The sequence below is a fragment of the Brevibacterium sp. FME37 genome (assembly GCF_014897485.1).
GTDB lineage: Bacteria > Actinomycetota > Actinomycetes > Actinomycetales > Brevibacteriaceae > Brevibacterium.
In genome coordinates, this window is sequence record NZ_JABUYE010000001.1 from 80,551 (window position 1) to 107,175 (window position 26,625).

Sequence of the window (26,625 nt, forward strand, 5' to 3'; positions counted from 1 at the left end):
ACATGAGCACAGCTGAAATCGTCCCGGCCACAGAACTGGGTGCCGTCCACTTCATTGGAATCGGCGGTTCGGGCATGTCCGGGATTGCACGGATCATGGTCATGAACGGTGTCACCGTTTCGGGCTCGGACGCGAAGGAATCGGCAGTCGTCGATGTGCTGCGGACCCTGGGCGCCAGAGTCGAGATCGGGCACTCGGCCGACAACCTCGGCGAGGCCGACACCCTTGTCATCTCCTCAGCGATCCGCAAGGACAATCCCGAACTAGTCGAAGCCGAACGCAAGGGCCTGCGGATTCTCCACCGTTCGGGTGCGCTGGCATCGCTGATGGCCGACAAACGGGCCGTGGCCGTGGCCGGCACCCATGGCAAGACCACCACGACGTCCATGACGACCGTGGCTCTGCAGGCCTGCGGGCTGGATCCCTCATTCGTGATCGGGGGAGTGCTGTCGACGACGGGCACCAACGCCCATCTGGGCACCGGTGACGTATTCGTCGCAGAAGCGGACGAATCGGACGGTTCGTTCCTGCTCTACGAACCCACGATCGGCATCCTCACCAACGTTGAAGCGGATCACCTGGACTACTACGGGACACCGGAGAAGGTGACGGAGGCGTTCGTCGAATTCTGCGCGGGCATCGGTGCCGACGGAGGAACCGTCATCGCCTGCGCCGATGACCCAGGTTCGCTCGCTGTCGCCGAACAGGCGCGGGAGCTGGGAACCTCTGTCATCCTCTACGGAACCTCCGAATCTGCCGACATCCGCCTGCGCGAACTCCGTTCGGGACTGGTCTCCGAATTCATTCTCGACGTGCCGGGACAGGCAGAGCCGCTGCCGGTGACACTGCGCCAACCAGGCACCCACAATGCACTCAACGCGACGGCCGCGATCGCCGTCGCCCACAGCCTCGGCGCCGATGTCGCCAAGGCGGCAAGCGGCCTCGGGAACTACGGAGGCACTCGGCGTCGTTTCGAAGAACGCGGAATCGCTGCCGGAGTCCGTGTCATCGACGACTACGCTCACCACCCGACGGAGCTGCGAGCGGTGCTCAGTGCTGCTCGGGGAGTCGTCACCGAAGAGGGCCGGGTCTGGGCAATCTTCCAACCGCACCTGTACTCACGCACGATGGAGTTCCGAGCCGAATTCGGTGAGGCTCTCGGACTGGCCGATGAGGTCGTCGTCCTCGACGTGTTCCCGGCCCGGGAGGATCCGGTTCCCGGTGTCACCGGTGCGCTGATCGCCGATCGAGTCCCTCATGAGAACGTGACCTTCGTCGAATCCTTCAACGAAGCGGTGCCGTATGTCGCAGCCCGTGTGCGCCCCGGCGATCTTGTGCTCACCCTCGGAGCGGGGGATGTGACGATCCTCGGCCCTGAGCTGCTCACCGCACTGGAGGCCTGAACACTGTGGTGCCCCTTCCCGAACCGCGCACCGACGACAACTCGACCGCGGACCTCACCGGGGTCATCCGTGCGCGCAGACGACAGGTATGGCGCCGGCGCCTCCAGCTCATCGGCGCGATTGCTGGGGTTCTCGTCATCGCGGCCGTGCTCTGGTTCTCACCTCTGTTGGCGCTGGACAAGGTCAACGTCAAGGGCAGCAAGCTGGTCGACCCGGACAAGATTTCGGAATCCGTGCTCGGCTCCGACGGCGGCACACCGTTGCCTCGGGTGCGTCCCGGAGCTGTGGAGAAGGCCGTCCTCGAAGAGTTCCCTCGGGCGAAGGAAGCCTCGGTGCACTATGCGGGACCTCGCAGCCTGAACATTACGATCACCGACAGGGACCCGGTTCTGGCGATCACAACGTCAGATGGGTACCAGCTCTTCGATGATGAGGCCGTCGACCTGGGCACCGTGAAGAAGGCACCCAAAGGCGTGACCGTGCTCGAAGAGTCCGCAGGTTCTCCAGACCAGAAAACTGTGTCCGCAGTGATCCGCTTCATGGCCGGACTTCGACCTTCGCTGCGCTCCGACCTGGCCTCGATTCATGCCAAGGACGAGAAGAACCTCGCCGGGGTCATTGACACCGGCGAAGCGAAGGCGAAAGTGGCCTTCGGAGACAGCACGAGCGCAAGCTTGAAGATGCGAACCGCACTGCAGCTGGCAGCCGACGGACGCACTGAAATCGACGTCTCTGTGCCCTCGGTGCCCGTGACCAACTGAAAACCCGCGAAACGAGGCGTGTTGTCTGTCATTGCCGCCGACACACCGGGGCTGAAGTTTGGCCGATGTCGGACACTCCGGCGAGAATGGTTGCAGTGGTGTTGCCCCGGACAATAGCCTCAGGGCAAAGAAGACCGTTCGAATTTGCACGCAGATGATGCGTGGATGATGCGCCGAAAGAGGAACCGACTTGGCTGAATTCCCACAATCCGGAGCGGATATCAAAGTTGCCGGTACCGGCGGCGGCGGTGTCAACGCTGTTCAGAGGATGATCGACGTCGGACTGCGCGGCGTGGAGTTCATCGCGATCAACACCGATGCGCAGGCACTTGTGCTCTCGGACGCCGATGTGAAGCTGGAGATCGGACGCGACCAGACTCGCGGACTCGGCGCCGGTGCTGATCCGGAGATCGGCCGTAAAGCCGCAGACTCCAGCGAAGAGGCGATCCGTGACGCACTCGAGGGTGCCGACATGGTCTTCGTCACCGCTGGTGAAGGCGGAGGAACAGGCACAGGCGCAGCTCCGGTCGTGGCCCGAGTAGCACGCTCGCTGGGAGCACTGACGATCGGTGTCGTCACCCGCCCGTTCACCTTCGAGGGCCGTCGCCGTTCCGCCCAGGCTGAAGCTGGCATAGCCGCACTGCGCGAAGAGGTCGACACCCTCATCGTCATCCCCAACGATCGACTGCTCTCCATCTCAGACCGCAGCGTCTCCGTCGTCGACGCGTTCCGCTCGGCCGATGAGGTTCTGCGCTCTGGTGTCCAGGGAATCACCGACCTCATCTCGGTCCCGGGTCTGATCAACCTTGACTTCGCCGACGTGAAGTCAGTGATGCAGGATGCCGGCACCGCGCTCATGGGCATCGGAGCAGCCACCGGTGATGACCGTGCCGTCCAGGCCGCAGAGTCGGCTATTGCTTCACCTCTGCTCGAAGCCAGCATCGATGGCGCCCACGGTGTGCTCTTCTGTATCCAGGGCGGCGCCGATCTCGGTCTGTTCGAAGTCAACGAAGCGGCCCGACTGGTGCAGGAAGCTGCGCACCCCGAAGCCAACATCATCTTCGGTGCAGTCATCGACGACAACATCGGCGACGAATGCCGTGTCACCGTGATCGCAGCAGGGTTCGACAATACGGTCGCCGGCCAGGATTCGGCCCCGGCCGAGTCTGCCCCAGCCTCGATCCCGATGGCGACCAGCCCCGCCGACATCGAATCCGCACCCGCGGAAGAAGCTGAGCCTGCGGCAGCAGTCGAACCTGAACCTCGCAATGAGGAGCATCAGATTCCGACCTCACTGCCCAACGAGCGCAGCACATCGAGCCTCGACAACGACCTCGATATCCCGGATTTTCTGAAATAAGATGCTGCACTCGAGATTCGTCGTTCCCGGAAGGCAGAACGCCCATGTGGCGTTCACCGACCGGCACGGCGGCTACTCGAGGGGAGACTTGTCATCGTTCAACCTGGCACGACATGTCGGGGATGACGATGAGCTCGTCGCCGCGAACCGCGCCGCTTTGGCTCAGGTTCTCGGCCTGAGCGGAGAGCGACTGAGTTTCGTGTCCCAGGTCCACGGCACCGAAGTCCGCATCATCGAATCACCGGAGCAGCTGCGCGATGAACCCGTGAGTGCAGATGCACAGGTCACGACGTGCCGCGGGCTCGGGCTGGCCATTATGGTCGCAGACTGCACGCCGATCATGCTCGCGGACCCCGAGGCAGGCGTCATCGGCGCGATTCATGCCGGACGGCCCGGAATGGCTGCGGGCATCGTGCCGGAGACAATCGCTGCGTTGCGCAACCTGGGTGCCGCTGACATCCATGCGATCATCGGACCGTCGGTGTGCCCACGATGCTATGAAGTTCCCGCCGCGCTTCGGGAAGAAGTTGCTGCAGTCGAACCTGTGGCCGCCTCGGTGTCGGTCACCGGTACCCCGGCGATCGACGTCGCAGGGGCGGTGGCGGAGCAGCTGCGCCGTGCAGGCGTGAGCATCGACCATTTCTCTCGCACCTGCACACGCGAATCCGAGGATCTGTTCTCATACCGGAGACAACAGAGCACAGGCAGATTTGCCGGTGTGGTCTGGCTCCAGGAAGAAAACCACACGACACACCCATGAGACTCACCCGCCAGGCCGGTCTGTTGAGATAGTTTGGCGGCAGGCGAGGAAGTGCCGAAGGCCGAGGAGTGGAAAAATGTCAGCAATCAAGAAGACGCTGGAATACCTGGGTTTCGTCGAAGAAGAGGACGAGCAGCCCATCGAACGTCGTGACCGTGAGGTCATCGACACCTACGAAGAGCCCGTCGACGATTACGTCGAGGACGAGGAACGGCCTTCTGCCCAAGTCACGCCGATCCATCCGTCTCCGATTCGTCCAGTCGACTCTCCGGCCCCAGGAATCTCCATGAACCGCATCAAGACAATCCACCCCCGCAGCTATAACGACGCTATGGTGATCGGTGCCGCGTTCCGTGAGGGAATACCGGTGATCATGAACCTCTCGGAGATGGACGAGAACAACTCGAAGCGTCTCGTCGACTTCTCCGCCGGCCTGATCTTCGGCCTGCACGGTTCCATCGAACGCGTCACCAACAGAGTGTTTCTTCTCACCCCTGAGAACATCGAGGTCAGCGGAGAGAGCGAGTCAGATCCGGACTCACAGGCGAGCTTCTTCAACCAGAGCTGAGCTGCTTCGCCCCTCGACTGAGTTCATTCTTATCTCATCCTCAGCTCCGACGTATATCCTGAGTAACGACAGCTAAGCACCAAAGAAAGGCACGAGGAAACACGTGGCCATCATCTTCTACATCCTCGGCACTGCGCTCAGTCTTTACGTCTATGTTCTCCTGGCGCGAGTGGTCCTCGACCTCGTGCAGGTCTTTTCGCGCGAATGGAAGCCTTCCGGCTTCTTCCTCGTGCTGGCCGAGATCGTGTACACACTGACCGATCCGCCGCTGCGTCTGCTGCGCAAGGTGATTCCTCCCTTGCGATTGGGCCAGATCTCATTGGACCTGGGATTCATCGTGTTGCTGATCGGAATTCAGATTCTCGCATCGGTGCTGTTCAACTTCTCACGGGTGACGGCCTGAACATCAGCTCCGAAAGTTGGGCGCTCGAAGCTTAGTAGTTGAACGTTAATGTTTGTTTCTGGGCGTTTGATTGGGGTCACTTTCTCCTTAAGTCCTAAAGCGGAGCGCAGCGAACTGAGCGCAGGCGAGTGGCCGAATCGGCCATCGCTGGACATAGTTCCCACTCGATAATGAGCTTGTTGCAGATATCACAATGGCCTGCGGAGGTCATTCTCAGTTGGCCGAATCGTTCCAGATGTTGTTACGCTCGATTAGGAAGCTTCGTCATTGAATACGTGACACGGCATTTCTGCAGGACAAAACTGCAGGTGTTACGCTAATGTGACGTTGAAGCCGTCTTTATGGCGGCAGCGTAATGAATGTAGATCGACCAAAGGTGACCTCATGGCGCTCACGCCTGAAGACGTAGTAAACAAGCGGTTCCAGCATGTGAAGTTCCGCGACGGGTACGACCAGGATGAAGTCGACGATTTCCTCGATGAGGTTGTCGTAGAGATCCGCCGTCTCTATCAGGAGAACGACGAACTTCGTCAGAAGCTCTCCACCGCCGAACAGCGCGTCAAGGAACTCGACGCCGGCGGGGCATCTGCTGCCGCACCCGCTCAGGACATCGACGCCACTCAGGCTATGCCTGCTGCGGTGCCGGCGCCCTCGCAGAACGAGACCCAGGCGGCGAAGAATCAGGGGCAGTCTCCCGCTGTCCCGGAAACGACAGAGCAGCCATCGGCACCTGCCGTCAAGGAAGCAGCGCCAGCTGCACAGACGCCACCTGCGAACGAATCCGCTCCTGCCGTCAACAACGCTGCACCTGCTGCTGCAGGCTCCGGTGCCGGTCTGGGCCTCGGTTCGGCCTTGGGCAGTGGCGATAGCGACGCCCACGGGCTCATCGCTCTGGCGCAGCGCGTTCACGACGAGCACGTGGCAGAAGGCGAACGCCGCCGCGACGAGCTCATCCGAAGTGCAGAGACCGAAGCCAAGGACATCGTCGGCAAGGCCGAAACGAAGCGTGATGAGACACTGTCGACCCTGGAAACCCAGAAGTCGACCCTCGAACGCTCCATCGACCAGCTGTCGAACTTCGAGCGTCAGTACCGCACACGTCTGAAGAGCTACCTCAACGATCAGCTGCGTGACCTCGAGAACTCAACGAGTCTGGCCCCGGAGACCCTGGACGGTAACTCCTTCGGTTCGCCGTCGAATCACAAACTCTGATTCGCCACAGCAGACACCCAAGGTCCGGGAACTCCATGGAGTTCCCGGACCTTGTTCGTGTCCCCGTGAGGTGGATCATGGCTGCGGGTCCAGAGCCTTCGCGTGTCACGGCAGTGAGTTAGAATGAGCCAAATGAACGATGAAGCCACTGAGACGAAACCCCGGCGGCGCAGAATGCTCGGGGCGTTGTTCGGCATAGCCGCGGTCGTGCTGGCGGTGGATCAGTTCACCAAGTTTCTCGCGGTCAGGTTCCTCGAAGGACAGGCACCGACCCCAGTCATTGGTACTCTGGCTGGATTCAACTTCTATCGGAATCCCGGAGCGGCACTCGGACTCGGCTCCGGTATGACCTGGATCTTCCCACTCATAGCGGTCGCTGTGTTCGCAGGGATCATCTTGCTGTCGAAGAAGTTGGGCTCGGTGACCTGGGCAGTCGGGCTCGGACTGCTGTTGGGTGGTCTGTTCGGCAACCTCGTGGATCGACTGTTCCGACAGCCCGGATTCCTCCACGGCGCCGTCGTCGATTTCATCGACCTCACTTTTTTCATCTGCAATGTCGCCGACATTGCGATATCCGCTGCGGCGGTCACCCTCGTGGTGGCCAGCCTCAAAGGCATTGAACTGGACGGATCGGACTCGAAGCATGCGAGCACGGTCGGAGAGGACACACATGGCTGAACGCTCGATCCTGGTACCCGAAGGCCTCGAAGGCCAACGGGTGGACTCGGCACTGTCGAAGCTGCTGGGGCTCTCCCGCACGGCAGCTGCTGACATCTGTGCAGAAGGGGGCGTGCAGCTGTCAGGACAGGTCGTCGCAAAGTCGGATCGCGTCGTGGCCGGTGCGCGCCTGGACATCATGATGCCCGAGCCGGCCAAGCCCTTGGAAGTCGTGCCCGACCCCGTCCCGGGGATGAAGATCGTCCATGATGAGGATGCGTTCGTCGTCGTCGACAAGCCAGTCGGCGTCGCCGCGCACCCCGCACAGGGGTGGAAGGGGCGGACCGTCGTCGGCGGACTCGCCGCCGCGGGCTTCACAATCGCCACCTCCGGTGCTCCTGAGCGGCAGGGAATCGTGCAGCGTCTCGACGTTGGCACTTCGGGTCTGATGGTCATCGCCAAGAGCGAGCATGCCTACAGCGTCCTCAAGCACGCGTTCAAGGAACGCACCGTGGAGAAGACCTATCACGCGCTCGTCCAAGGGCTGCCTGATCCTGTGCTCGGCACCATCGACGCACCCATCGCCCGCAACCCACGACACGATGGGCTGTATGCAGTCCACAGCGGTGGAAAGAACGCGATCACGCACTATGAGGTCCTCGAAGCACACCGCCGAGCCTCCCTCGTGGAAGTTCATCTCGAAACCGGGCGGACCCACCAGATCCGCGTGCACTTCTCCGCACTCAAACGCCCCTGCGTCGGTGACCTTCCCTACGGCGCAGATCCTGGCCTCGCCAAAGATCTCCGCCTGGAACGTCAGTGGCTGCACGCAGTCAAACTCGGATTCCACCATCCCGAGTCCAACGAATGGGTCGAATTCGAGAGCGGATACCCCGAGGACCTGAAGTACGCACTCGATCGAATTCGCACACCCTGAACGCAGCGGTTCGCACGTACTGAACTCTGCTGTGCAGGCACAGAATGCAGCTGCCTGCACAACCTGAACGCCGCCGAGATGGGTGCCGCATGGGCCCGATCATGACTTCGATCACCGCCCGTTCAACACCCGCCGAGGCGGAGGCCGGGACTCCACTGGTCGAACCCCTGATGGTCTAAGCTGGGGGCGCAACAAAGGTCATATCAGAGGGAAGGCTGCCAGTGCCGAAAGACGATTTCGTCCATCTTCACGTCCACACCGAATACTCGATGCTGGACGGAGCCGCCCGACTCACGGACCTGATGGCCGCGACGAAGGCCTCGGGAATGTCGGCCATCGCGACCACAGACCACGGCTACCTGTTCGGCGCTTTCGACTTCTGGTCGCAGGCCACCGCAGCCGGCATCAAGCCCATCATCGGCGTGGAAGCTTATGTCACCCCGGGCACGGACCGGCGCGACAAGACAAGGGTGAAATGGCGCACGGACGAGTCGCAGAAACGCGATGACCTGTCCGGCGGCGGTGCCTACACCCACATGACGTTGCTTTCACGCAACAACACCGGGATGCGCAATCTGTTCAAGGCCTCGTCCTACGCCTCCCTCGACTCAGTATTCAGCAAATGGCCGCGCATCGACCAGGAGCTGTTGGAAACCTACTCCGACGGTCTGCTCGCTACTACGGGCTGCCCCTCGGGGGAGATCCAGGTACGACTGCGACTGGGACAGTACGAAGAGGCCAAAGCTGCGGCCGGCAAATACCGTGAGATGTTCGGCAAGGACAACTACTACGTCGAACTCATGGACCATGGGCTCTCCATCGAGAAGCGTGTGACCAAGGACCTGATCCGTCTGTCAAAGGAGATGGACATTCCGTTGGTCGCCACCAACGATCTTCACTACACGCATGAATCCGATGCGAAGGCGCACGAAGCGCTGCTGGCCATCCAGTCCGGATCGAAGCTCATCGAACCGACCTATGATCAGGGCGGTTCACGCTTCGCCTTCTCCGGCTCCGGTTATTACCTCAAATCGGGTGCCGAGATGCGGGCGCTGTTCTCCGAATTCCCCGAAGCCTGTGACAACACTCTCGAGATCGCCGAGAAGTGCGAAGTCTCCTTCGACACCTCGGCGAACTATATGCCGAAGTTCCCCTGCCCGCCTGGAGAGGACGAAACCTCGTGGCTGGTCAAAGAGGTCCAGACCGGGCTCGAATATCGGTATCCGGGAGGAATTCCCGACGATGTGCGCAAGCAGGCGGACTACGAACTCGACGTCATCATCTCGATGGGCTTCCCCGGCTACTTCCTCGTCGTCGCCGATTTCATCAACTGGTCAAAGGACAACGGCATCCGTGTCGGTCCGGGACGTGGCTCGGGTGCCGGTTCCATGGTCGCCTACGCGATGCGCATCACCGATCTGGATCCGCTCAAGCACGGCCTGTTCTTCGAGCGTTTCCTCAACCCCGACCGTGTCTCCATGCCCGACTTCGATGTCGACTTCGATGATCGTCGCCGCGGCGAGGTCATCGACTATGTGACACGGAAATACGGTGACGAACGTGTCGCCATGATCGTCACCTACGGCACGATCAAGACGAAGATGGCGCTCAAGGACTCAGCACGAGTCCTCGGCAAGCCGTTCTCGATGGGGGAGCGCCTGACCAAGGCGCTGCCACCGGCCGAGATGGCCAAAGACATTCCGCTGGCCGATATCGAGAACCCCGAGTCGAAGCGCTACAACGAAGCGGGCGAATTCCGAGCGTTCGTCGACTCGGACACCGATGCCCGTGAGACCTTCGAAACCGCAAAGGGCATCGAAGGCCTGAAACGGCAGTGGGGCGTGCACGCGGCCGGCGTCATCATGTCCTCGGACCCGATCATCGACGTCATACCGATCATGCGCCGGTTCCAAGACGGTCAGGTCATCACCCAGTTCGACTACCCCACCTCTGAGGGCCTCGGACTGATCAAGATGGATTTCCTGGGGCTGCGAAACCTCACGATCATCTCCGACGCCGTGGAGAACATCAAAGCCAACCGTGACTACGATCTCGACCTCGAACACCTCGACCTCGATGACCGTGGGGCCTATGATCTGCTCTCCCGCGGTGACACCCTCGGCGTGTTCCAGCTCGACGGCGGGGGACTGCGTGCCCTGCTGCGGCTGATGAAGCCGGATAACTTCGAAGACATCTCTGCAACGATTGCGCTCTACCGTCCGGGACCGATGGGTGCCGACTCCCACACGAACTTCGCGCTGCGCAAGAACGGACTGCAGGAAGTCACACCGATCCACCCCGAGCTGGCAGAGCCGCTCGAGGACATTCTGGGCACCACCTACGGACTCATCATCTACCAGGAGCAGGTGATGGCGATCGCGCAGAAGGTCGCCGGCTACTCCCTGGGTCAAGCAGATATTCTGCGTCGTGCGATGGGTAAGAAGAAGAAGTCCGAGCTGGACAAACAGCAGGTGGGCTTCTTCGGAGGGATGAAGGAACGCGGCTACTCCGAGGCGGCAGCGCAGGCACTCTGGGACATTCTGCTGCCCTTCTCCGACTACGCGTTCAACAAGGCGCACTCGGCTGCCTATGGCCTCGTGTCCTACTGGACCGCGTTCCTCAAAGCTCATTACACGGCGGAGTACATGGCAGCCCTGCTCACCTCGGTGGGCGACAACAAGGACAAACTGGCCATCTACCTCAACGAGTGTCGGCGGTTGGGCATCACCGTGCTGCCTCCGGACGTCAACGATTCGGCTCTGCACTTCACCCCAGTCGGCCAGGACATCCGCTTCGGCATGGGTGCAGTGCGCAACGTCGGTGCCAACGTCGTCGACGGCATCGTCGAGGCACGAGGAGAGAAGGGGGCATTCACCTCGTTCACGGATTTCCTCGACAAGGTGCCCAGCCACGTGTGCAACAAGCGCACGATCGAATCGCTCATCAAGGCCGGCGGCTTCGACTCATTGGGACAGACCCGGAGATCACTCGTCGAAGTCCACGAAGAGGCAGTGGACTCGGTCATCGGCGTCAAGCGGCAAGAGGCCAATGGGCAGTTCGACCTGTTCGCCGGCCTCGGAGGTGACGATGACGAACCGAGCTTCTCCGTCGCGATTCCCGATCGTCCCGAATGGGAGAAGAAGGAGAAGCTGGCCTTCGAGCGCGACATGATCGGCCTTTATGTCTCCGACCATCCGCTCAACGGCCTCGAGGGTGTCCTCGCCGCCGAATCGGAGGCCTCCATCGCCGATGTGGTGGACCCGGAAACTCATCGCCACGACGGTTCCCAGGTGAAGATCTGCGGAATGATCACCCAGGTCGCGCGCAAGGTCTCGAAGAACTCCGGCAAACCGTATGCGATCGTATCCGTGGAGGACCTCGAAGCCGAGATCGAGGTCATGTTCTTCGGCGATACCTACGAACCCGTAGCGAGTCTGCTCGCCACCGACCTCGTCATCAGCCTGACCGGACGCATCCGCCTCTCCGATGATCGACCGACCTCGATGATGGCGATGTCGATGACGATCCCCGACGTCACCGATCCGAAGGACCGGCCGCTGAATCTGATGCTGCCGATGGAGAAGGCTACAGAGGAGATGGCTTCCAAGCTGCTGCGTGTGCTCGAATCGCATAAGGGACAGACCGATGTGCATCTTGTCCTCTCACAGCCGGGCAGACAGACAGTGATGCGGCTCGATCGTGCGATCCGCGTCGACCCGAACCCGAGCCTCTACGGAGATCTCAAGGCGCTGTTGGGATCTCGCTGCCTGACTGCCTGAAGCAATGCCTGAGAGCGGCGAAACGGAGGCAGAGGCGACCGACGAGGAGACGGGGACTAGAATGGTGCGGGTGAACATTCTGGACTTCCGCGGTGAGAACCTGAGCAAGAGATTCCTCAAGCAGCGACTGCCCCGTGCCGCTGAGACGCATGCCGATATCGAACGACGAGTAGCTGACCTGCTGAACCAGGTGCAGACAGGGGGCACTCGTGCTGTGAAGGAATTCACCGCGAGATTCGACTCGGTCGAACCCGAGTCGCTGCGTGTGCCCGTCTCCGCGCTCAAACGTGCCGAAGACGAACTGGACCCTTCCGTCAAAGCAGCCCTGATCGAATCGATCTCACGGGCTAGGAAAGTCGCCGACGACCAGCGTCCCACCGACATCACCACTGAACTGTCCTCCGGGGCGCAGGTGACCACACGGCACCTGCCGATCGAACGAGTCGGCCTGTATGTGCCCGGTGGTCTGGCCGTCTACCCATCCACCGTCGTGATGAACGTCGTGCCGGCGCAGGCAGCGGGGTCCGCCTCACTGGCCATCGCCAGTCCGCCCCAAAGCAACGGACTGCCTCACCCCACGGTGCTCGCCACAGCACACATCCTCGGCGTCGATGAGGTGTGGGCCATGGGCGGTGCCCAAGCCATCGGTGCTCTTGCCTACGGCCTGGACGATGAGGAGCAGTTGGAGCCTGTCGACCTCATCACGGGTCCGGGCAACGCCTATGTCGCCGCGGCGAAATCTCTCATGCGTTCACAGGTGGGCATCGACGCCGTCGCCGGACCCACCGAGATCATCATTCTTGCCGACGCCACAGCAGATCCGGCGTTCGTCGCCGCCGATCTCATCAGCCAGGCCGAACACGACGAACTGGCCGCCGCCGTCCTCGTCACGGACTCGACCGAGCTCTCCGAACGGGTGCAGGCCGAACTCCTGACCCAGGTTCCCGCCGCAGCTCACGACGAGCGCATCAGCATCTCCCTGGCCGGGAAGCAGTCGGCCATCGTCCTCGTCGATGATCTCGACGCCGGCATCGACGTCGTCAACGGATACGCCGGCGAACATGTCGAGGTCCACACTGCCGAGGCGAATTCGGTCGCCGCCCGCATCACCAACGGGGGAGCGGTGTTCGTCGGAGACTGGTCACCGGTGTCCCTGGGTGACTACTGCGCAGGTTCGAACCACGTCCTGCCCACGATGGGAACAGCCGCCCATGGATCCGGGCTGGGCGTTCACTCGTTCATCAAGGTCAGCCAGGTCATCGACTATGACCGGTCGGCACTGGCCGAGGTGGCCGACCACATCAAGGTGCTGGCGGACAGCGAACAGCTGCCCGCTCACGGTCGGGCCGTCGGCATCCGGTTAGAGGAGTAGATATGCGTTGCCCATTCTGTCGTGAATCAGATTCTCGAGTCGTCGATTCGCGAACGAGCGAAGATGGCGCCGCTATCCGTCGAAGGCGTCAATGCCGTCATTGCGGGCGCCGCTTCACAACCATGGAAGCGACCAGCCTGTCGGTGATCAAACGTTCCGGTGTGACCGAGGAGTTCTCCCGTCAGAAGATCATGTCGGGTGTGCGCAAGGCCTGTCAGGGGCGGCCCGTCAACGACGACGATCTGGCGAAGCTGGCCCAGAAGGTCGAGGAGGACATCCGTTCCAAAGGAATTGCTGAGATTGATGCCGACGAGGTGGGTCTGAGCATCCTCGAGCCCCTGCGTGAGCTCGACCAGGTGGCCTACCTGCGCTTCGCCAGCGTGTACCAGGGTTTCGACTCCCTCGAAGACTTTGAGACCGCAATCGATTCGCTGCGTGCGGATGCGGCTCTGAAGTCGGGAGAAGCCCGGCAGGCGACTCCCGAAGATTTCCAAGCCTGAGAAAATAGCCCCAGAAATCTGTGAGCGGAGTACTCCAGCACGCTGATTGTTGTGTAATATTGAGAGTGCGCGCTTCGGCGCGCGGCCGCTTGCGGTTCGGAGGGGAAGCCGAACCGTCAAGCGGCCCTTTAATTTCTCTGCGAAGACAGAAAAGCCTGGTGACAGGCCAGCCGTGTGGACAGAGTCAGACACAGAGTCAAATGCAGAATATGACGAAGGGCGCAGCGGAGATGACTCCGCTGCGCCCTTCGTCTGTGTCGCCCCAGGTTACACCGAGGCGGGGGAGGCTTCTGCGAATCAGCCGACGATGAGCTCGTTCAGTTCGGTCGCTGTGGCCGCCAAGATCCGCAAGCGATCCGTGGTGCGCGTCAGCGACACATAGAGCGCGCCGACACCATCCTCATGACCGTCAGGGGCGATCAGTCCTGGTTCGACGATGACGACGGAATCGAACTCAAGGCCCTTCGCCTGCTGGGCAGTGATGACCGCGATCTGATGGTCGAGGCCGAGGACCGAACGGCCGATGTCAAAGCCTGCGAGCACCTCGGCGACGGAATCGATGAGATCGACGGGCGCGATCACGGCAATCTTGCCACCCTCGACCGAATCGACCTCATTTCTGACGGTGGGCACGAGAGCATTGACCACTTCCTGAGTCGAAGTGAACGATTCCATCTGCGGGTCGGGGCCACCCTGCCGGACGGACTCAACGAGTTCGAGCTGTGGGAAATGTCTGTGCAGGTAGCGGTTGGCCAGGTCCATCACCGACTGGGGCGTCCGGTAGGACACGGTGAGTACCTGCAGAGCGTAGCGATCTCCGACGAACTCAGACAGGATGGAGTCCCAGGTCCGAGTGTTGTCCACGTGCGAGGACTGTGCCAGGTCACCCACAACGGTCGCGGACTTCGACGGAACTCGCCGGAAGAGCACCCGCCACTGCATGGGTGAGAGCTCCTGAGCCTCATCGACGACGAGGTGGCCGTACGTCCATTCGCGGTCGTCGAGCGCCCGCTCCGCCAGGGTGATCGTCGGCCCCTCTTCCTCCCACCTGGCTGCCAGCGTATCGGCATCGATGAGGGCGGAGGTGTCGGTCATATCGAGGACCGCTTCGGCGTACTCACGAGCGGACTCGTCCCGAGCTGCGGTCTGCTGGGGGCTGCTGCCGAGCAGCTCCGCGAGCTCGTCGAGGAGCGGAACGTCCTCAATGGTGAGCGCGGAGTTGGCCGGGCGGACTAGCGTCTTCTGATCCTGAGGTGAGAGCAGGTGCGCGGCAGCGGCCTGCAGCTTGTGAGGTTTGGACAGCAGGGCACGCAGCGCCGCCGCAGGACTGATCGGGAACCACGCGAGATTGAGAGCACGGCGCACGTCCACACTCGAACGCAGCTCATCCATCAGCTCCGGCAGCCTCTCACCTGCACCATCGAGACCCATCTGGCGGGCCAGGTCCTCTGCGAGGATCTTCAGCAGACCGAAGACGAAGCCGGTCCGGGCAGCATTGTGAGCATCCTCGCTGCGGCGGGCACGATCACGAGCAGCGCGCACGTCACGGCGACGCAGCCAGATGGTGTGTGAGCCGACGCGCAGCTCTTCGTCCTGGTCCGGGATCCGCTCGTAGTTGGCGATGTGATTCTTCAGCACCGCAGCCATCTCGGACCGGCCCTTGATCACTGCCACATTCGTATCATCGCTCAACTCGGTCTCGAGACCTGGGTAGAGCTGGCCCGGTGTGAGCAGAAGCGCACCGGTCTCGCCGAGGCTGGGCAGGACCTTCTCGATGTACTTGAGGAACACGGCGGAGGGTCCGACGAGGAGCACGCCCGATTTGGCGATGCGCTCCCGGTGCCGATAGAGGAGGAAGGCCGCACGGTGGAGTGCCACCGCCGTCTTGCCCGTTCCCGGTCCGCCCTGGACGACGAGCACACCCTGGAGAGGTTGGCGGATGATGGCATCCTGTTCGGCCTGAATGGTGGCGACGATATCGCCCATGCGACCTGTCCGGTGATTGGTCAGGGCAGCGATCAGCGCACCCTCGCCCTGCAGGTTCGATCGCTCAGCATCGTCGAGAGCGTCGATGTCGAGCACATCGTCCTCGAGATCTGTCACCATACGGTTCTTCGTGACCAGATGCCGCCGCCGGATGACTCCCGCCGGGTTGGCGGCAGTCGACTGGTAGAAGCGCTCCGAAGCCGGTGCGCGCCAGTCGATGAGGATCTGCTGGCGGTCGGAATCGGTGAGCCCGATCCGTCCGATGTAGCTGGGTTCCACCTCCGATCGCAGATCGAGACGGCCGAAGCACAGGCCATCCTCGGCGCTGTTGAGCCGAATCAGCTGGTCCTCATACATGGTGGCGAACGCATCCCGTTCGCTCCGGTGCTGATGATTGCCGCCGACCTCGGAGATCCTCACTGTGCCCAGTCGGGCAGTAGCCTCATCTCGCAATTCGTCGAGTCGTGCATAGAGCTCGTCAAGCTTGATCTGCTCGACGTTTATTTCTGAAGTCTCGGTCATCTCACCTTCCCAATCGGCATTCCATTATGCCGAACTTTTCTCACCGGGAGTAGTCGGAAGCAATGATTTATGGCTGGTGTGTTCCGTCACAGTCCCAGTCTCGACCGCAGACCCTGTCCGGTCAGGAAGGTCGCCATTGTCGCTGCGGTGCGCAGACTCCGATCGAGCTCGGGCTCCTGCAGCGGGGAATTGGAGGCGATGACGACCACGTTGCCACGTCTGCGGCCCTTGAGGATTCCGGGTTCGGCCGCGGCCGCGACATGGGTGAAGGCAGGCGTCAGCAGCTCCAGCTCAGCTCTGAGGACGCGGTGGTCGCCAGCATCGGGAACGTTGGCGATATAGACGCCAGAGTCTTTGAGGATGCGCGCGCAGGTGGAGAAGAACTCCGAGGTCTGCAGTGTTGGGGGTACGGAGTCATGGTCGAAGGCGTCACGGATGAGCACATCAAGAGTGTCGGGACGGAACTTTTCGGTCTCAACGGCTCCGTCTCCGGCTCGCAGCGCCAGTCCAGGGGCCCGCGGCAGATCGAACCAGGTGCGCGAGTAGTCGAGGAGAACGGGGTCGATGTCGATGGCTGTCTGCTTTGACCCCGGACGCTGGGCATGGAGTGCCCGGGCGAGTGCACAGCCAGCCGCCCCGATGTGGACTGCTCGCAGCGGGCCGGGCGCGAACTGGATCTCGATGATTCGTGACATCCAATCCAGATATTCGAAGTCCAGACGAGTCGGTTCGCTCAGAGTGATCGACGAGGACGGCACCCCATTGACATGGAGGACATAGCTGTCGACCTCTCCGTCTACTTTTTCCAGGCGCGCGGTGCCGGTCGAGATGTCAACGACTTGTGAGCCGGGTGCTGTGTATATCCGTCGTTTTGCCACCCCTCACTTGTATGCCAGTTATGCCGCGGTGGCAATTCTGCCCAACAGCACGTGGGGATATCGGTCCTCACTCGTGTGCGTTTGAGCTGTGGACACGTTTGGTGTTTCCACATGCGCACAGGGGACTCTGGTCATTCCGACAGGGGAGGGGCTGAAGTGATGACATGGAGACCACAGCGAAGACAGCAGAAGACATCATCGGAATCGTGCCCCATACCCTCGGCTATATTCCACGCGAGAGCCTTGTGGCCGTGATCGTGGAGGAGAATGAACACGGCGGCCAAGGATGCGCTACGACGATGCGGGTCGACTTCGACCTGGAGACGGCCGCCCATCTCGTAGCCCAAGGCGGGCGGTGGTACAGCGATCTCATCGCTGGAGCGTGCGCGGCGTCGGGGGTGCTCCTCGTCCTCTACGACTCGGAATACCCGCGCGGCATCCCAGACGAGTCGGTGACCGGATCCGGGACACCCGATGATGAGTACCCCCGTGTTCATCGGGAACTCGTCCGGGCCGCGATCGACGAGATCGCACTGTCGTTGGGGGACCGCGGTATCGCTACGCTCAGCGCTTGGTGGGTCGGCGAGGACCGTTTCGGCCGCATCGACGACCATGCTCAGAACAGCACTCTGCTCGAGGCCGCTTCGACCTCGGCCTGCGCAACAGAACTCGTCGCGGCGGGATCCTCTCCTGTCGCGTCACCGCAAGAACTAGTGGTCAAGCCCGTGTCGTCAGAAGAATTCACGGTCAGTCGCAGCGGTCACCTCGAAACGTGTCCGAGCATCGCCGATGGGTTCGACGTTTTGTCCACGCTCTACCCGAGCCTGGCTCGGCTGAGAGAAGGGGAGGAGAGTATCGACCGGAGTGCTGTCGTCCAGTTGATGACGTTGCGGACGGTGATGGCAGTCGATGCGATCTTGGCCGAAAAATGGTCTCGGGACGCACTCGAAATGATCCTCAGCTTTGATCACCCGAACTTCGCGCCGGCCGAGATCGAAAGGTGTGGGCCGGGGCAGCTGTATCTGCGCGCACAGCGGTATGCGCTGTCCCCGCAGGCCGCTCAGGACATGGTGGGACTCTCCCCGCGCGCTCCTCGACCCCGCGATGTTCAGTTGGGCATCGAGTTCCTCAAAGCCTATATAGCGATGGGGCATCCCGACGTCCGGGCCACTGCATATGCTGTGGTTGCATGGTTCGAATGGTCTTTGGGAGGCTCGACCATGGCAGAGCACTACGCGCGGGCAGGGCTGGAGCTTGATGCTGAGCATGGGATGGCCACGTTGATCTTGAACGCGGTCGAACAGGGGTATCTCCCACGGTGGCTGATGTCAGCACGCCGTGGCCCCGGATGAGGCCTGCGGGCACGCGGCGGCTCTTCGCAACCACTTCGGCGAGCGATCGATGAATCACCGTCCCGGGGTCAATTCGCAAAGCCGGGAATATCGTGCGAAAATTGGGTGTTGACCCTGTCATAGCATCATGGGAGAACTATGTGTTCCCCTCGGGCCAGATACCTGGACCTCTTGACATGGGTCTTAGTAATGTCCTGGTGCATTCGAGAAGTTTCAACGCTCGCGAAAGGTGAACACGTGCCGAGAGTCGACAAGGAATCCACGACGGTGACGGAAAAGTCGGAGGGAACGGCCGCCAAGACCTCCACCGCTGGATCCAAGACCACTGCGGCGTCGAAGGGAGCCAAGAAGACGACGAAGACATCGGCTTCAGCGATCGCTGCAGAAACCGGGACCAAGCAGACCACCGCGGCCCGAAAGACGACGACCGCCAAATCAACTGCGACGAAATCGACCGCAGCTAAGGTGGCGAAGACTGCCGGGGCTAAGAAGCCTGCTGCGAAGACAACCAAGGCTGCGGGCGCTAAGAAGAAGTCCGATGACGTGCTCGAGGCCGGCGAGACAGTCGAGCCGGCAACCGACACCCTCGGCACCGAGCAGAGCCCCGCTGAGGCGACTGAGACGAAGAACTCCGAGGAGAAGGAGAAGAACGCCGCTGTCACAGAGGCTGGCGGTTTCATCGTCTCCGATGCCGACGAAGAGGATGCTCCTGCGCAGCAGGTCGTGTCTGCGGGAGCCACCGCGGACCCGGTCAAGGACTACCTCAAGCAGATCGGCAAGGTCGCCCTGCTCAACGCGGCCGAAGAGGTTGACCTGGCCAAGCGCATCGAAGCCGGCATGTACGCCGAGCACCTGCTCGACGCTGGCGGCATCACCGAACCGCGTGAGTCCATGGACTACAAGTGGATCATCCACGACGGTCGCATCGCCAAGAACCACCTGCTCGAGGCGAACCTGCGTCTCGTCGTCTCATTGGCCAAGCGCTACACCGGACGTGGAATGCTCTTCCTGGACTTGATTCAGGAAGGCAACCTGGGCCTCATCCGTGCAGTCGAGAAGTTCGACTACACGAAGGGCTTCAAGTTCTCGACCTACGCCACGTGGTGGATCCGTCAGGCCATCACCCGTGCCATGGCCGACCAGGCTCGCACCATTCGCATTCCCGTGCACATGGTCGAGGTCATCAACAAGCTCGCTCGTGTCCAGCGTCAGATGCTTCAGGATCTCGGCCGTGAGCCGAGTCCGGAAGAGCTCGCCAAGGAACTCGACATGACGCCAGAGCGTGTCGTCGAGGTTCAGAAATACGGTCGCGAGCCCATTTCACTGCACACACCTCTGGGTGAAGACGGTGATTCTGAGTTCGGTGACCTCATCGAGGACTCTGAAGCAGTCGTGCCTTCTGACTCGGTCAGCTTCACTCTGCTGCAGGAACAACTTCACTCCGTTCTCGACACCCTGTCGGAACGTGAAGCCGGTGTTGTGTCGATGCGCTTCGGCCTCAACGATGGCCAGCCGAAGACTCTCGATGAGATCGGCAAGGTCTACGGAGTCACTCGCGAGCGTATCCGCCAGATAGAGTCGAAGACCATGGCAAAGCTGCGGCACCCTTCGCGCTCACAGGTTCTGCGGGACTACCTCGACTGACACAGATGCCTCCTGCCGCGGCTTCGGCCCAACGGCATGAGCTCGGTGACCACGATCGCCTGCGGACGCGAACTCTCGCGACCGCAGGCGATCTGGTTATCTGCAGAACCTCGCCCCCTGTGTCCATTCAGCACCGGTCGAGGACCAGCAGACGACGTCGATGAGGCTCAACAGGCGACGTCGATTCAGTACCAGTCAGTACCAGTCGACGATGCCCTGGAGTAGAGCGTTCGCGTATTTCTTCTGACCAGACTTCGATTCCATGGTCTTGGCCTCGTCGGCATTGCGCATCTCACCGCACTCGACGATCACAGCAGGGACAGAAGCGTTGTTGAGTCCAGCCAAGTCGGGGCGCCGACTGATCGCGTCTTTTCCGTAGGCACTGTTGGGCGTGAACGGACCGGACATGGCTTCACTCATGGAATCGGCGAGGCGGTTCGAGTCGTCTTCGACAGCATCCGAACTGCCGGGCTTGGCGACGATGACATGGAACCCCTTGGTCGAGGCAGTTTCGGTTCCGTTGGCGTGGATGCTGACCATGAGATCGGCGTCATCGGCGAACGTGCCGCGCTCGTCGACGCACGGGCCCACACCGTCGTTGTCATCGCGGCTCATGACCACCTTCGCCCCCGCATCCTTGAGTTCCTGTTTCAGCTGCTGGGCAACTGCCCAGTTGAAATCGGCCTCGGGGTAGTCGGTGCTCGTTGCGGTACCAGTCGTGTTGCAGGCTTTGGTTCCGCCGCGCCCATCCGGTACCGGGCTGGCGATCTCGCTCGGGTGAGAGGCATTGCCTCCGTTGTGGCCAGGGTCGATAGCCACGGTCCGCCCACTCAGGTCGACCGCCGGCTCCGTTGTCGGGATCTTCTGCCCATCAGCGTCCGGAGAGGCCTCAGAGCCTGTAGATGATTCTGAATCCGTCGAGGGCTCAGTGTCTGTCGAGTTTGATGTTCCTTCGGACGGCGTGGAACCGGCAGATTCGTCTGGCGGGTTCGTATCGCAACCGGTGAGGCCCGGCAAGACGAGGACCGCACATATGAGGGAGAATACTAGGCTGCGACGAGGAGACATAGGGCCATTGTTCCAGCAATGAAGCAATGGATAGGAGCTTTCGGCAGAATCGACACGAGACACGGCACGCAATGGCTGATGCAAATCGGCCTGAGGGATTAGAATTTAATCGAACGAGAGGAAACGTGTGGAAGAGGAAAGTTACGGCGCGAGGCATCTGTCCGTGTTGTCGGGTCTCGAAGCGGTTCGCAAGCGTCCAGGCATGTACATCGGGACCACTGATTCCCGAGGGCTGATGCACTGCCTGTGGGAGATCATCGACAATGCCGTCGACGAAGCTCTGGGCGGCTTCGGAAAGTCCATCCTCATCGAACTCGAACCAGATGGTTCGGTGGCTGTCTCCGACCGCGGACGAGGCATCCCCGTAGACATCGAACCCAAGACCGGGCTGACCGGCGTCGAGGTGGTCCTGACCAAACTCCACGCAGGCGGCAAATTCGGCGGCAGTTCGTATGCCGCGTCGGGTGGCCTGCACGGTGTCGGTGCCTCCGTCGTCAACGCACTCTCTGCCCGGCTCGATGTCGAAGTCACACGTGGTTCGAAGGTTCACAAGATGTCCTTCCGCCGTGGTGTACCGGGACGCTTCGACGATTCCTCCGGCCAGCCCAGCCCTGACAATCCCTTCGAGGAGTTCCACGAGCCGACCGGGCTCGACGTCGTCCGCAAGGCGAAGAAGGTCGTCACAGGCACCCGTGTCCAGTACTGGGCAGACCCGCAGATCTTCCTGGCCAAGGCCCAGTTCGACTACCAGCATCTCGTCGAGCGCGCACGCCAGACGGCGTTCCTCGTCCCTGGACTCGAGCTGCGCATCGAAGACCGCCGTGGAGTTGCCCGTGATGAGACGGGCGAGGTCATCGCTGAACGCCTTGAGGTCTTCCGCTTCGACGGCGGCATCACTGAGTTTGTCGACCATCTGTCGATCGACCCACCGATGACGGATACCTGGCGGCTGCACGACACCGGAAAGTTCAGTGAGACAGTCCCGGTGCTCGACTCAACGGGGCACCTGGTCTCGAAGGAAGTCGAACGCGAAGTCGGCGTTGACATCGCTCTGAGATGGGGGACCGGCTACGACACGAAGGTGAAGTCCTTCGTCAACGTCGTGGCCACACCCCAAGGCGGGACACACCTGGCAGGCTTCGAGCAGGCCAGTCTCAAGGCCATGCGCAAAGCAGTTGAAGCCAATGCACGCAAACTGAAACTGGGCAAAGATAAGCTGGAGAAGGACGATGTCCTGGCCGGTCTGACCGCTGTGGTCACGGTGCAGCTGTCCGAGCCGCAGTTCGAGGGACAGACCAAGGAGGTCCTGGGCACGGCTGCGGTCAAACAGATCGTGGCAAAAACGGTCGAGAAGCAGCTGGGCGATATCCTGTCCTCGAGCAGGCGCGCAGAGAAGCAGCAGGCTGCCGTGCTCATGGAGAAGGTCGTCGCGGAGCTGAAGTCGCGCATTTCGGCACGTACTCACAAAGAGAACCAGCGTCGGAAGACGGCTCTTGAGGCATCGTCGCTGCCAGCCAAACTCTACGACTGCCGCGATAACGGGGTGGAGAACACAGAGCTCTTCATCGTCGAGGGTGACTCTGCGATGGGAACGGCGAAAGCCGCGCGCAACTCCGATCATCAGGCCCTGTTTCCGATCCGCGGCAAGATCCTCAATGTGCAGAAGGCATCGCTTTCGGACATGTTGGCCAACGTCGAGTGTGCAGCACTCATCCAGGTGATCGGGGCCGGTTCCGGCCGCAGTTTCGACATTGATGCGGCCCGCTACGGGCGTGTCATCATCATGACCGACGCTGACGTCGACGGCGCTCACATCCGGACCCTGCTGCTGACCCTGTTCTTCCGCTACATGAAACCACTGGTCGAACAGGGGCGAGTCTTCGCTGCTGTTCCGCCCCTGCACCGCGTGGAGGTCGTCACTAAGCGAGGCACGCCCAACGACGTCGTATACACGTACAGCGAGGCAGAGCTCCACGCACTGCTGAAGAAGCTGGAGAAGTCGAAGAAGACGTACAAAGAACCCATCCAGCGCTATAAGGGACTCGGCGAGATGGATGCCGACCAGCTGGCCGAGACGACCATGGATCCGAGCATGCGCACACTGCGCCGGGTCACGATGGCCGACGCCGAGGCGGCAGAGAACACCTTCGAACTGCTCATGGGTTCCTCGGTCGGTCCGCGCAAGGAATTCATCGTCTCGGGAGCCGCGGTTCTCGACGCCGAACGCATCGACAGCTGAGCCATCCCTCGACAGCTGCAGCATACGCACCGATTAGCAGAGCCGAAGTGTTCGGCTAGTCGGTGCGTTCTGTCAGCTCAGATCCCGGAAGCGATCGGAGCGAAGAGCAGAAGGCTGGGGACGAGCAGCAGCCCCAATGCTACGAGGCTCGACGTCACGCGCACCGGTATCCGCGCTGGGTCCAGGGGCCGGGAGAGACGGTCGATCCGCTGGGCCGAGAGGTCGCTGCGGTGCTCCGGGCTGATGCCTGCGGCTTCACGCACCGCCTGGGCCAGAATCGCGGGGTCGACGTGTTCGCGCGCTTGGTCATCGGCCATGAGCTCAATCTGACCATTGATGGAGTTGAGGCCGATCGCGGTGGCGGCGAAGAACGGCAGAGCACGGTGCCACGCGGCAAAGGGAATCACCAGGACGTCGTGGCGGAAATCCAGGTGGGCTCTCTCATGGGCGATGACGGCTGTGCGCTCGTCCTCGCTGAGGACTTCGAGTAGGCCGGTGGAGAGAACTGCAGTGCCCTTGCGTGGACCCTGGGGCAGGCAATAGGCGACGGCCTCGTCGGTGGAGATGATGCGCGTATCTGGGTAAGTCGCGGATGGTTCGCTGAGCAGGTGCAGGATCTCATCATGGCGAATGCGAGTCTTGCGAGCTGAATAGAACGTCAGAGCAAGGCAACCCAGCAGCCGGCCGATGAGTGCTACGGCGATGATGAGGAAGATCCAGGCGAAGACTGTCAGGTGGGCGTGTGACTCTCCTCTGGCCAGCTGCCAGAGCCCCTCAGGCAGGCTGTGCGAGTTGGGAGCAACAGCGAACGCCAGCGCCGTGCCGATGAGCGAGAGGCCACCGGAGAGGCCGACGGCCTGCCACAGGATGACCTTCGAGATGGGGTCTCCGCGAAAACGGGATAGCGCGGCCGGAACCGGCCACGCTAAGAGAAATGCAAGTACAGCGAGGACGGATCCCACTATGCTCATGCTCGGGAACGACCTGCCTCAGGAATTGGTCGAGTGATTGCGTCCCAGCAGGTTGCGCAGAGCCTTCGTATCGGCCTCCGACACGGTGCCGAGGAATCGTGCAAGAACCGCCTGGCGATCCGGAGCCTGTGAGAGCACCTCGGTCATCAGCTCTGCGACATGGTCTTCTCGCGTTGATACTGCGAGGTAGCGATGTGGCCGGATGCTGCGATCGCGGGTGACGAAGCCCTTCTTCTCCAGGCGAGTGAGGACGGTGTGAACAGTGGTCAGGGCGAGGTCGCGTGCTGCCAGCACGTCGCGAAGCTCGGCCGCGCTCAACCCATCATCATGTACCCAGATGGCGTCCATGACGCTGCGTTCGAGTTCGCCCAGTGTTCCCACGGTGTCCTTGTCCTTTGAGGGGATGTTTTTTCTTGCGAGTTCAGTCTAACTCTACAAGCCGTCGAATTCTATGTGAGATCGACCGTAATCAACTTCGTGTCTGCCGCTGGACCAGATTTTGGCGGGACCAGGGCCGTGCGAGCATCCTCGCAGAGTAGGGTGAGCGCAAGCGGGCAATGATGCGCGTTCTGGGACGGCAGATCTTAGATGGCAGAATCTTGCCTTAATGCCTTCTACGCATTGTAGAATTCTACGTGTTGTAGAAATTAGATCCTCCACGAACGGAGTACCCATGGACCTGGATCCGGTTCTCATCGGGCGCTGGCAATTCGGCATCACCACCGTCTATCACTTCTGGATGGTCCCACTCACCCTCGGTCTCGGCATGCTGGTCGCGATCCTGCAGACCATGTACCACCGCACGGGCAACGAGATGTACCTGCGCAGCACCAAGTTCTTCGGGAAGCTCTTCCTCATCAACTTCATCATGGGAGTGGCGACCGGACTGGTCCAAGAGTTCCAGTTCGGAATGGCATGGAGTGAGTACTCCCGTTTCGTCGGAGACGTGTTCGGTGCGCCCCTAGCGCTGGAGGCACTGCTCGCGTTCTTCTTGGAGTCGACATTCATCGGACTCTGGATCTTCGGCTGGGGCAGGCTCCCACGCGCAATCCATCTGGGCAGTCTCTGGTGCGCCGTCATCGGGTCATGGATCTCCGCCTACTTCATCATTGTCGCGAACTCCTGGATGCAGCACCCCGTCGGTGTCGAATTGGTCGACGGCAAAGCGGTGATGACCGATGTCTGGGCGGTGATGACGAACAATACGGCGATCGCCGCCTACACTCACACGCTATGTGGGGCTCTTGCCGTGGGTGGCAGCTTCCTGCTCGGAATCTCCTGGTACCACCTGTACCGTCGACGCAAGGACGGCATCGACACAATCGGTCCCGACGGGAAGGTCGTCGTCGGCTCCGCACCAGATTTGCCCGGCAGAGACGCCATCGACCACCAGGTCTGGATTCGGTCTCTGCGCATCGGTGCAATCGTCGGCCTTGTCGCTTTCGTCGGAGTGGCGATCACCGGCGACATCCAGTCCAAACTCATGTTCGAACAGCAGCCCATGAAGATGGCTTCAGCAGAGGCTGCCTGTCACGACGGCACCGAGTTCTCGGTGCTCACGATCGGAGACCCCTCCTCGAACGACTGCGATGGAGTCGAGAACGTGTTCGAGATTCCCGGACTGCTGTCCTTCCTCGCCAAGGGCGACTTCAACACCCCGGTCCACGGTGTGACGACGCTGCTTCCCGACTATCAGCAGAAGTACGGCACCCACCTGCCCGAGGATGAGCGCTATGGAGAGCACTCCGGGGAGAAGATCGACTACCAGCCCATCATGATCGTCACCTACTGGGGATTCAGGATGATGATCGGCTTCGGCATGGTCGCCGCGGGAGTCAGTGCCCTGGCACTGTGGCTGACTCGCAAGGGTACTGTTCCAGCCTCACCTTGGCTGATGCGCGGGGCGCTCCTGTCCATCACCGCGCCGTTCATAGCGAACTCAGCGGGCTGGATCTTCACCGAGATGGGACGTCAACCCTTTGTCGTCGCGCCGAATCCCGCACAGCTCGACGGCGTGTATATGTTCACTCAGGCAGCCCTGTCGCCCCAACTCACACCGGCGATGCTGCTGTTCTCACTGATCAGCCTCAGCCTTGTCTACGGCATTCTCATGGTAGTCGAACTGCGGCTGCTCATCGTCTATATCAGGGGAGGGGTCGCCTCGGCGATGCCTGAGGTCACGAAGACCAACCACACCCCGCGGATCACGAACGACGAAGACGACGTCCTGTCGTTCGCGTACTGAGGAGAAGA

At 61.5% G+C, this 26,625-nt stretch carries 21 protein-coding genes; 16 read left to right on the plus strand and 5 right to left on the minus strand.

Annotated elements, in window-relative coordinates:
- Positions 1 to 2 precede the first annotated feature (2 nt).
- The 12 genes from murC (at position 3) to nrdR (ending at position 13,712) form a co-directional block, all read left to right on the plus strand.
- Positions 3 to 1,403 carry a UDP-N-acetylmuramate--L-alanine ligase gene (gene murC, locus INT29_RS00350; protein WP_193070407.1) on the plus strand — a complete coding sequence of 467 codons (1,401 nt, stop codon included), beginning with the start codon at positions 3 to 5 and terminating at the stop codon, positions 1,401 to 1,403.
- A gap of 8 nt (positions 1,404 to 1,411) precedes the next feature.
- Complete coding sequence (locus INT29_RS00355; RefSeq protein WP_319020808.1) at positions 1,412 to 2,164, plus strand: cell division protein FtsQ/DivIB; 753 nt, start codon at positions 1,412 to 1,414, stop codon at positions 2,162 to 2,164.
- Positions 2,165 to 2,354: 190 nt separating this feature from the next.
- A complete protein-coding gene (gene ftsZ / locus INT29_RS00360) occupies positions 2,355 to 3,524 on the plus strand; it encodes a cell division protein FtsZ (protein ID WP_193070409.1) in 1,170 nt (389 codons plus the stop codon).
- Position 3,525: 1 nt separating this feature from the next.
- Positions 3,526 to 4,284: a peptidoglycan editing factor PgeF gene (pgeF, locus tag INT29_RS00365; RefSeq protein ID WP_193070410.1), complete on the plus strand. Its 759-nt coding sequence runs from the start codon at positions 3,526 to 3,528 to the stop codon at positions 4,282 to 4,284.
- A 76-nt stretch (positions 4,285 to 4,360) separates the two neighbouring features.
- Positions 4,361 to 4,852, plus strand: coding sequence for a cell division protein SepF (locus INT29_RS00370; protein ID WP_193070411.1), 492 nt, complete (start codon positions 4,361 to 4,363; stop codon positions 4,850 to 4,852).
- A gap of 103 nt (positions 4,853 to 4,955) precedes the next feature.
- Positions 4,956 to 5,255, plus strand: coding sequence for a YggT family protein (locus INT29_RS00375; protein WP_101570438.1), 300 nt, complete (start codon positions 4,956 to 4,958; stop codon positions 5,253 to 5,255).
- Positions 5,256 to 5,639: 384 nt separating this feature from the next.
- Positions 5,640 to 6,467: a DivIVA domain-containing protein gene (locus tag INT29_RS00380; RefSeq protein ID WP_193070412.1), complete on the plus strand. Its 828-nt coding sequence runs from the start codon at positions 5,640 to 5,642 to the stop codon at positions 6,465 to 6,467.
- Positions 6,468 to 6,599: 132 nt separating this feature from the next.
- Entirely contained in the window at positions 6,600 to 7,145 is a 546-nt protein-coding gene (locus tag INT29_RS00385) for a signal peptidase II (protein ID WP_101570436.1), read from the plus strand.
- Positions 7,138 to 8,061, plus strand: a complete 924-nt coding sequence (locus INT29_RS00390) for an RluA family pseudouridine synthase (protein ID WP_101570435.1) — start codon at positions 7,138 to 7,140, stop codon at positions 8,059 to 8,061. The genes INT29_RS00385 and INT29_RS00390 overlap by 8 nt, the downstream gene beginning before the upstream one ends.
- A 269-nt stretch (positions 8,062 to 8,330) precedes the next feature.
- A complete protein-coding gene (gene dnaE, locus INT29_RS00395; RefSeq protein WP_374701018.1) occupies positions 8,331 to 11,840 on the plus strand; it encodes a DNA polymerase III subunit alpha in 3,510 nt (1,169 codons plus the stop codon).
- 61 nt (positions 11,841 to 11,901) lie between these two features.
- Complete coding sequence (gene hisD, locus INT29_RS00400; protein ID WP_193070582.1) at positions 11,902 to 13,212, plus strand: histidinol dehydrogenase; 1,311 nt, start codon at positions 11,902 to 11,904, stop codon at positions 13,210 to 13,212.
- Between the two features lie 2 nt (positions 13,213 to 13,214).
- Positions 13,215 to 13,712, plus strand: a complete 498-nt coding sequence (gene nrdR, locus INT29_RS00405; RefSeq protein WP_101570432.1) for a transcriptional regulator NrdR — start codon at positions 13,215 to 13,217, stop codon at positions 13,710 to 13,712.
- 297 nt (positions 13,713 to 14,009) lie between these two features.
- Here the strand turns inward: nrdR and INT29_RS00410 are convergent, their stop codons facing one another.
- Entirely contained in the window at positions 14,010 to 16,220 is a 2,211-nt protein-coding gene (locus INT29_RS00410; RefSeq protein ID WP_101570431.1) for a HelD family protein, read from the minus strand.
- An 86-nt stretch (positions 16,221 to 16,306) separates the two neighbouring features.
- The gene (locus INT29_RS00415; RefSeq protein ID WP_193070413.1) at positions 16,307 to 17,098 is read right to left on the minus strand and encodes a spermidine synthase; all 792 of its coding nucleotides are present in this window, start codon (positions 17,096 to 17,098) and stop codon (positions 16,307 to 16,309) included.
- Between the two features lie 164 nt (positions 17,099 to 17,262).
- Between INT29_RS00415 and INT29_RS00420 the strand changes: the two genes are divergently transcribed.
- Both INT29_RS00420 and INT29_RS00425 read left to right on the plus strand, forming a co-directional pair.
- Positions 17,263 to 18,450, plus strand: a complete 1,188-nt coding sequence (locus INT29_RS00420) for a DUF4192 family protein (RefSeq protein WP_193070414.1) — start codon at positions 17,263 to 17,265, stop codon at positions 18,448 to 18,450.
- A 237-nt stretch (positions 18,451 to 18,687) separates the two neighbouring features.
- Positions 18,688 to 20,094 (plus strand): RNA polymerase sigma factor, encoded by a 1,407-nt coding sequence (locus tag INT29_RS00425; RefSeq protein ID WP_193070415.1) that lies wholly within the window; start codon positions 18,688 to 18,690, stop codon positions 20,092 to 20,094.
- Positions 20,095 to 20,289: 195 nt separating this feature from the next.
- Here the strand turns inward: INT29_RS00425 and INT29_RS00430 are convergent, their stop codons facing one another.
- Positions 20,290 to 20,913: an N-acetylmuramoyl-L-alanine amidase gene (locus INT29_RS00430; protein WP_257930072.1), complete on the minus strand. Its 624-nt coding sequence runs from the start codon at positions 20,911 to 20,913 to the stop codon at positions 20,290 to 20,292.
- Positions 20,914 to 21,289: 376 nt separating this feature from the next.
- On the opposite strand from INT29_RS00430, the gene INT29_RS00435 reads away from it, so the two are divergent.
- A complete protein-coding gene (locus INT29_RS00435; protein ID WP_193070416.1) occupies positions 21,290 to 23,401 on the plus strand; it encodes a DNA gyrase/topoisomerase IV subunit B in 2,112 nt (703 codons plus the stop codon).
- A gap of 77 nt (positions 23,402 to 23,478) precedes the next feature.
- On the opposite strand, the gene INT29_RS00440 is transcribed toward INT29_RS00435, so the two are convergent.
- Together INT29_RS00440 and INT29_RS00445 are read right to left on the minus strand one after the other, a co-directional pair.
- Complete coding sequence (locus tag INT29_RS00440) at positions 23,479 to 24,372, minus strand: M56 family metallopeptidase (protein ID WP_101570425.1); 894 nt, start codon at positions 24,370 to 24,372, stop codon at positions 23,479 to 23,481.
- 18 nt (positions 24,373 to 24,390) lie between these two features.
- Positions 24,391 to 24,753, minus strand: a complete 363-nt coding sequence (locus tag INT29_RS00445; RefSeq protein WP_009884389.1) for a BlaI/MecI/CopY family transcriptional regulator — start codon at positions 24,751 to 24,753, stop codon at positions 24,391 to 24,393.
- 292 nt (positions 24,754 to 25,045) lie between these two features.
- Between INT29_RS00445 and INT29_RS00450 the strand changes: the two genes are divergently transcribed.
- The gene (locus tag INT29_RS00450) at positions 25,046 to 26,617 is read left to right on the plus strand and encodes a cytochrome ubiquinol oxidase subunit I (RefSeq protein ID WP_101570424.1); all 1,572 of its coding nucleotides are present in this window, start codon (positions 25,046 to 25,048) and stop codon (positions 26,615 to 26,617) included.
- Positions 26,618 to 26,625 lie beyond the last annotated feature (8 nt).

Coding starts and splice junctions, on each gene's coding strand:
- INT29_RS00390 (WP_101570435.1), top strand. CDS start 7,138: ATGGCTGAACGCTCGATCCTGGTACCCGAAGGCCTCGAAGGCCAACGG.
- INT29_RS00440 (WP_101570425.1), bottom strand. CDS start 24,372: ATGAGCATAGTGGGATCCGTCCTCGCTGTACTTGCATTTCTCTTAGCG.
- nrdR (WP_101570432.1), top strand. CDS start 13,215: ATGCGTTGCCCATTCTGTCGTGAATCAGATTCTCGAGTCGTCGATTCG.
- INT29_RS00420 (WP_193070414.1), top strand. CDS start 17,263: ATGGAGACCACAGCGAAGACAGCAGAAGACATCATCGGAATCGTGCCC.
- murC (WP_193070407.1), top strand. CDS start 3: ATGAGCACAGCTGAAATCGTCCCGGCCACAGAACTGGGTGCCGTCCAC.
- INT29_RS00385 (WP_101570436.1), top strand. CDS start 6,600: ATGAACGATGAAGCCACTGAGACGAAACCCCGGCGGCGCAGAATGCTC.
- pgeF (WP_193070410.1), top strand. CDS start 3,526: ATGCTGCACTCGAGATTCGTCGTTCCCGGAAGGCAGAACGCCCATGTG.
- INT29_RS00380 (WP_193070412.1), top strand. CDS start 5,640: ATGGCGCTCACGCCTGAAGACGTAGTAAACAAGCGGTTCCAGCATGTG.
- INT29_RS00370 (WP_193070411.1), top strand. CDS start 4,361: ATGTCAGCAATCAAGAAGACGCTGGAATACCTGGGTTTCGTCGAAGAA.
- hisD (WP_193070582.1), top strand. CDS start 11,902: ATGGTGCGGGTGAACATTCTGGACTTCCGCGGTGAGAACCTGAGCAAG.
- INT29_RS00410 (WP_101570431.1), bottom strand. CDS start 16,220: ATGACCGAGACTTCAGAAATAAACGTCGAGCAGATCAAGCTTGACGAG.
- INT29_RS00450 (WP_101570424.1), top strand. CDS start 25,046: ATGGACCTGGATCCGGTTCTCATCGGGCGCTGGCAATTCGGCATCACC.
- dnaE (WP_374701018.1), top strand. CDS start 8,331: ATGCTGGACGGAGCCGCCCGACTCACGGACCTGATGGCCGCGACGAAG.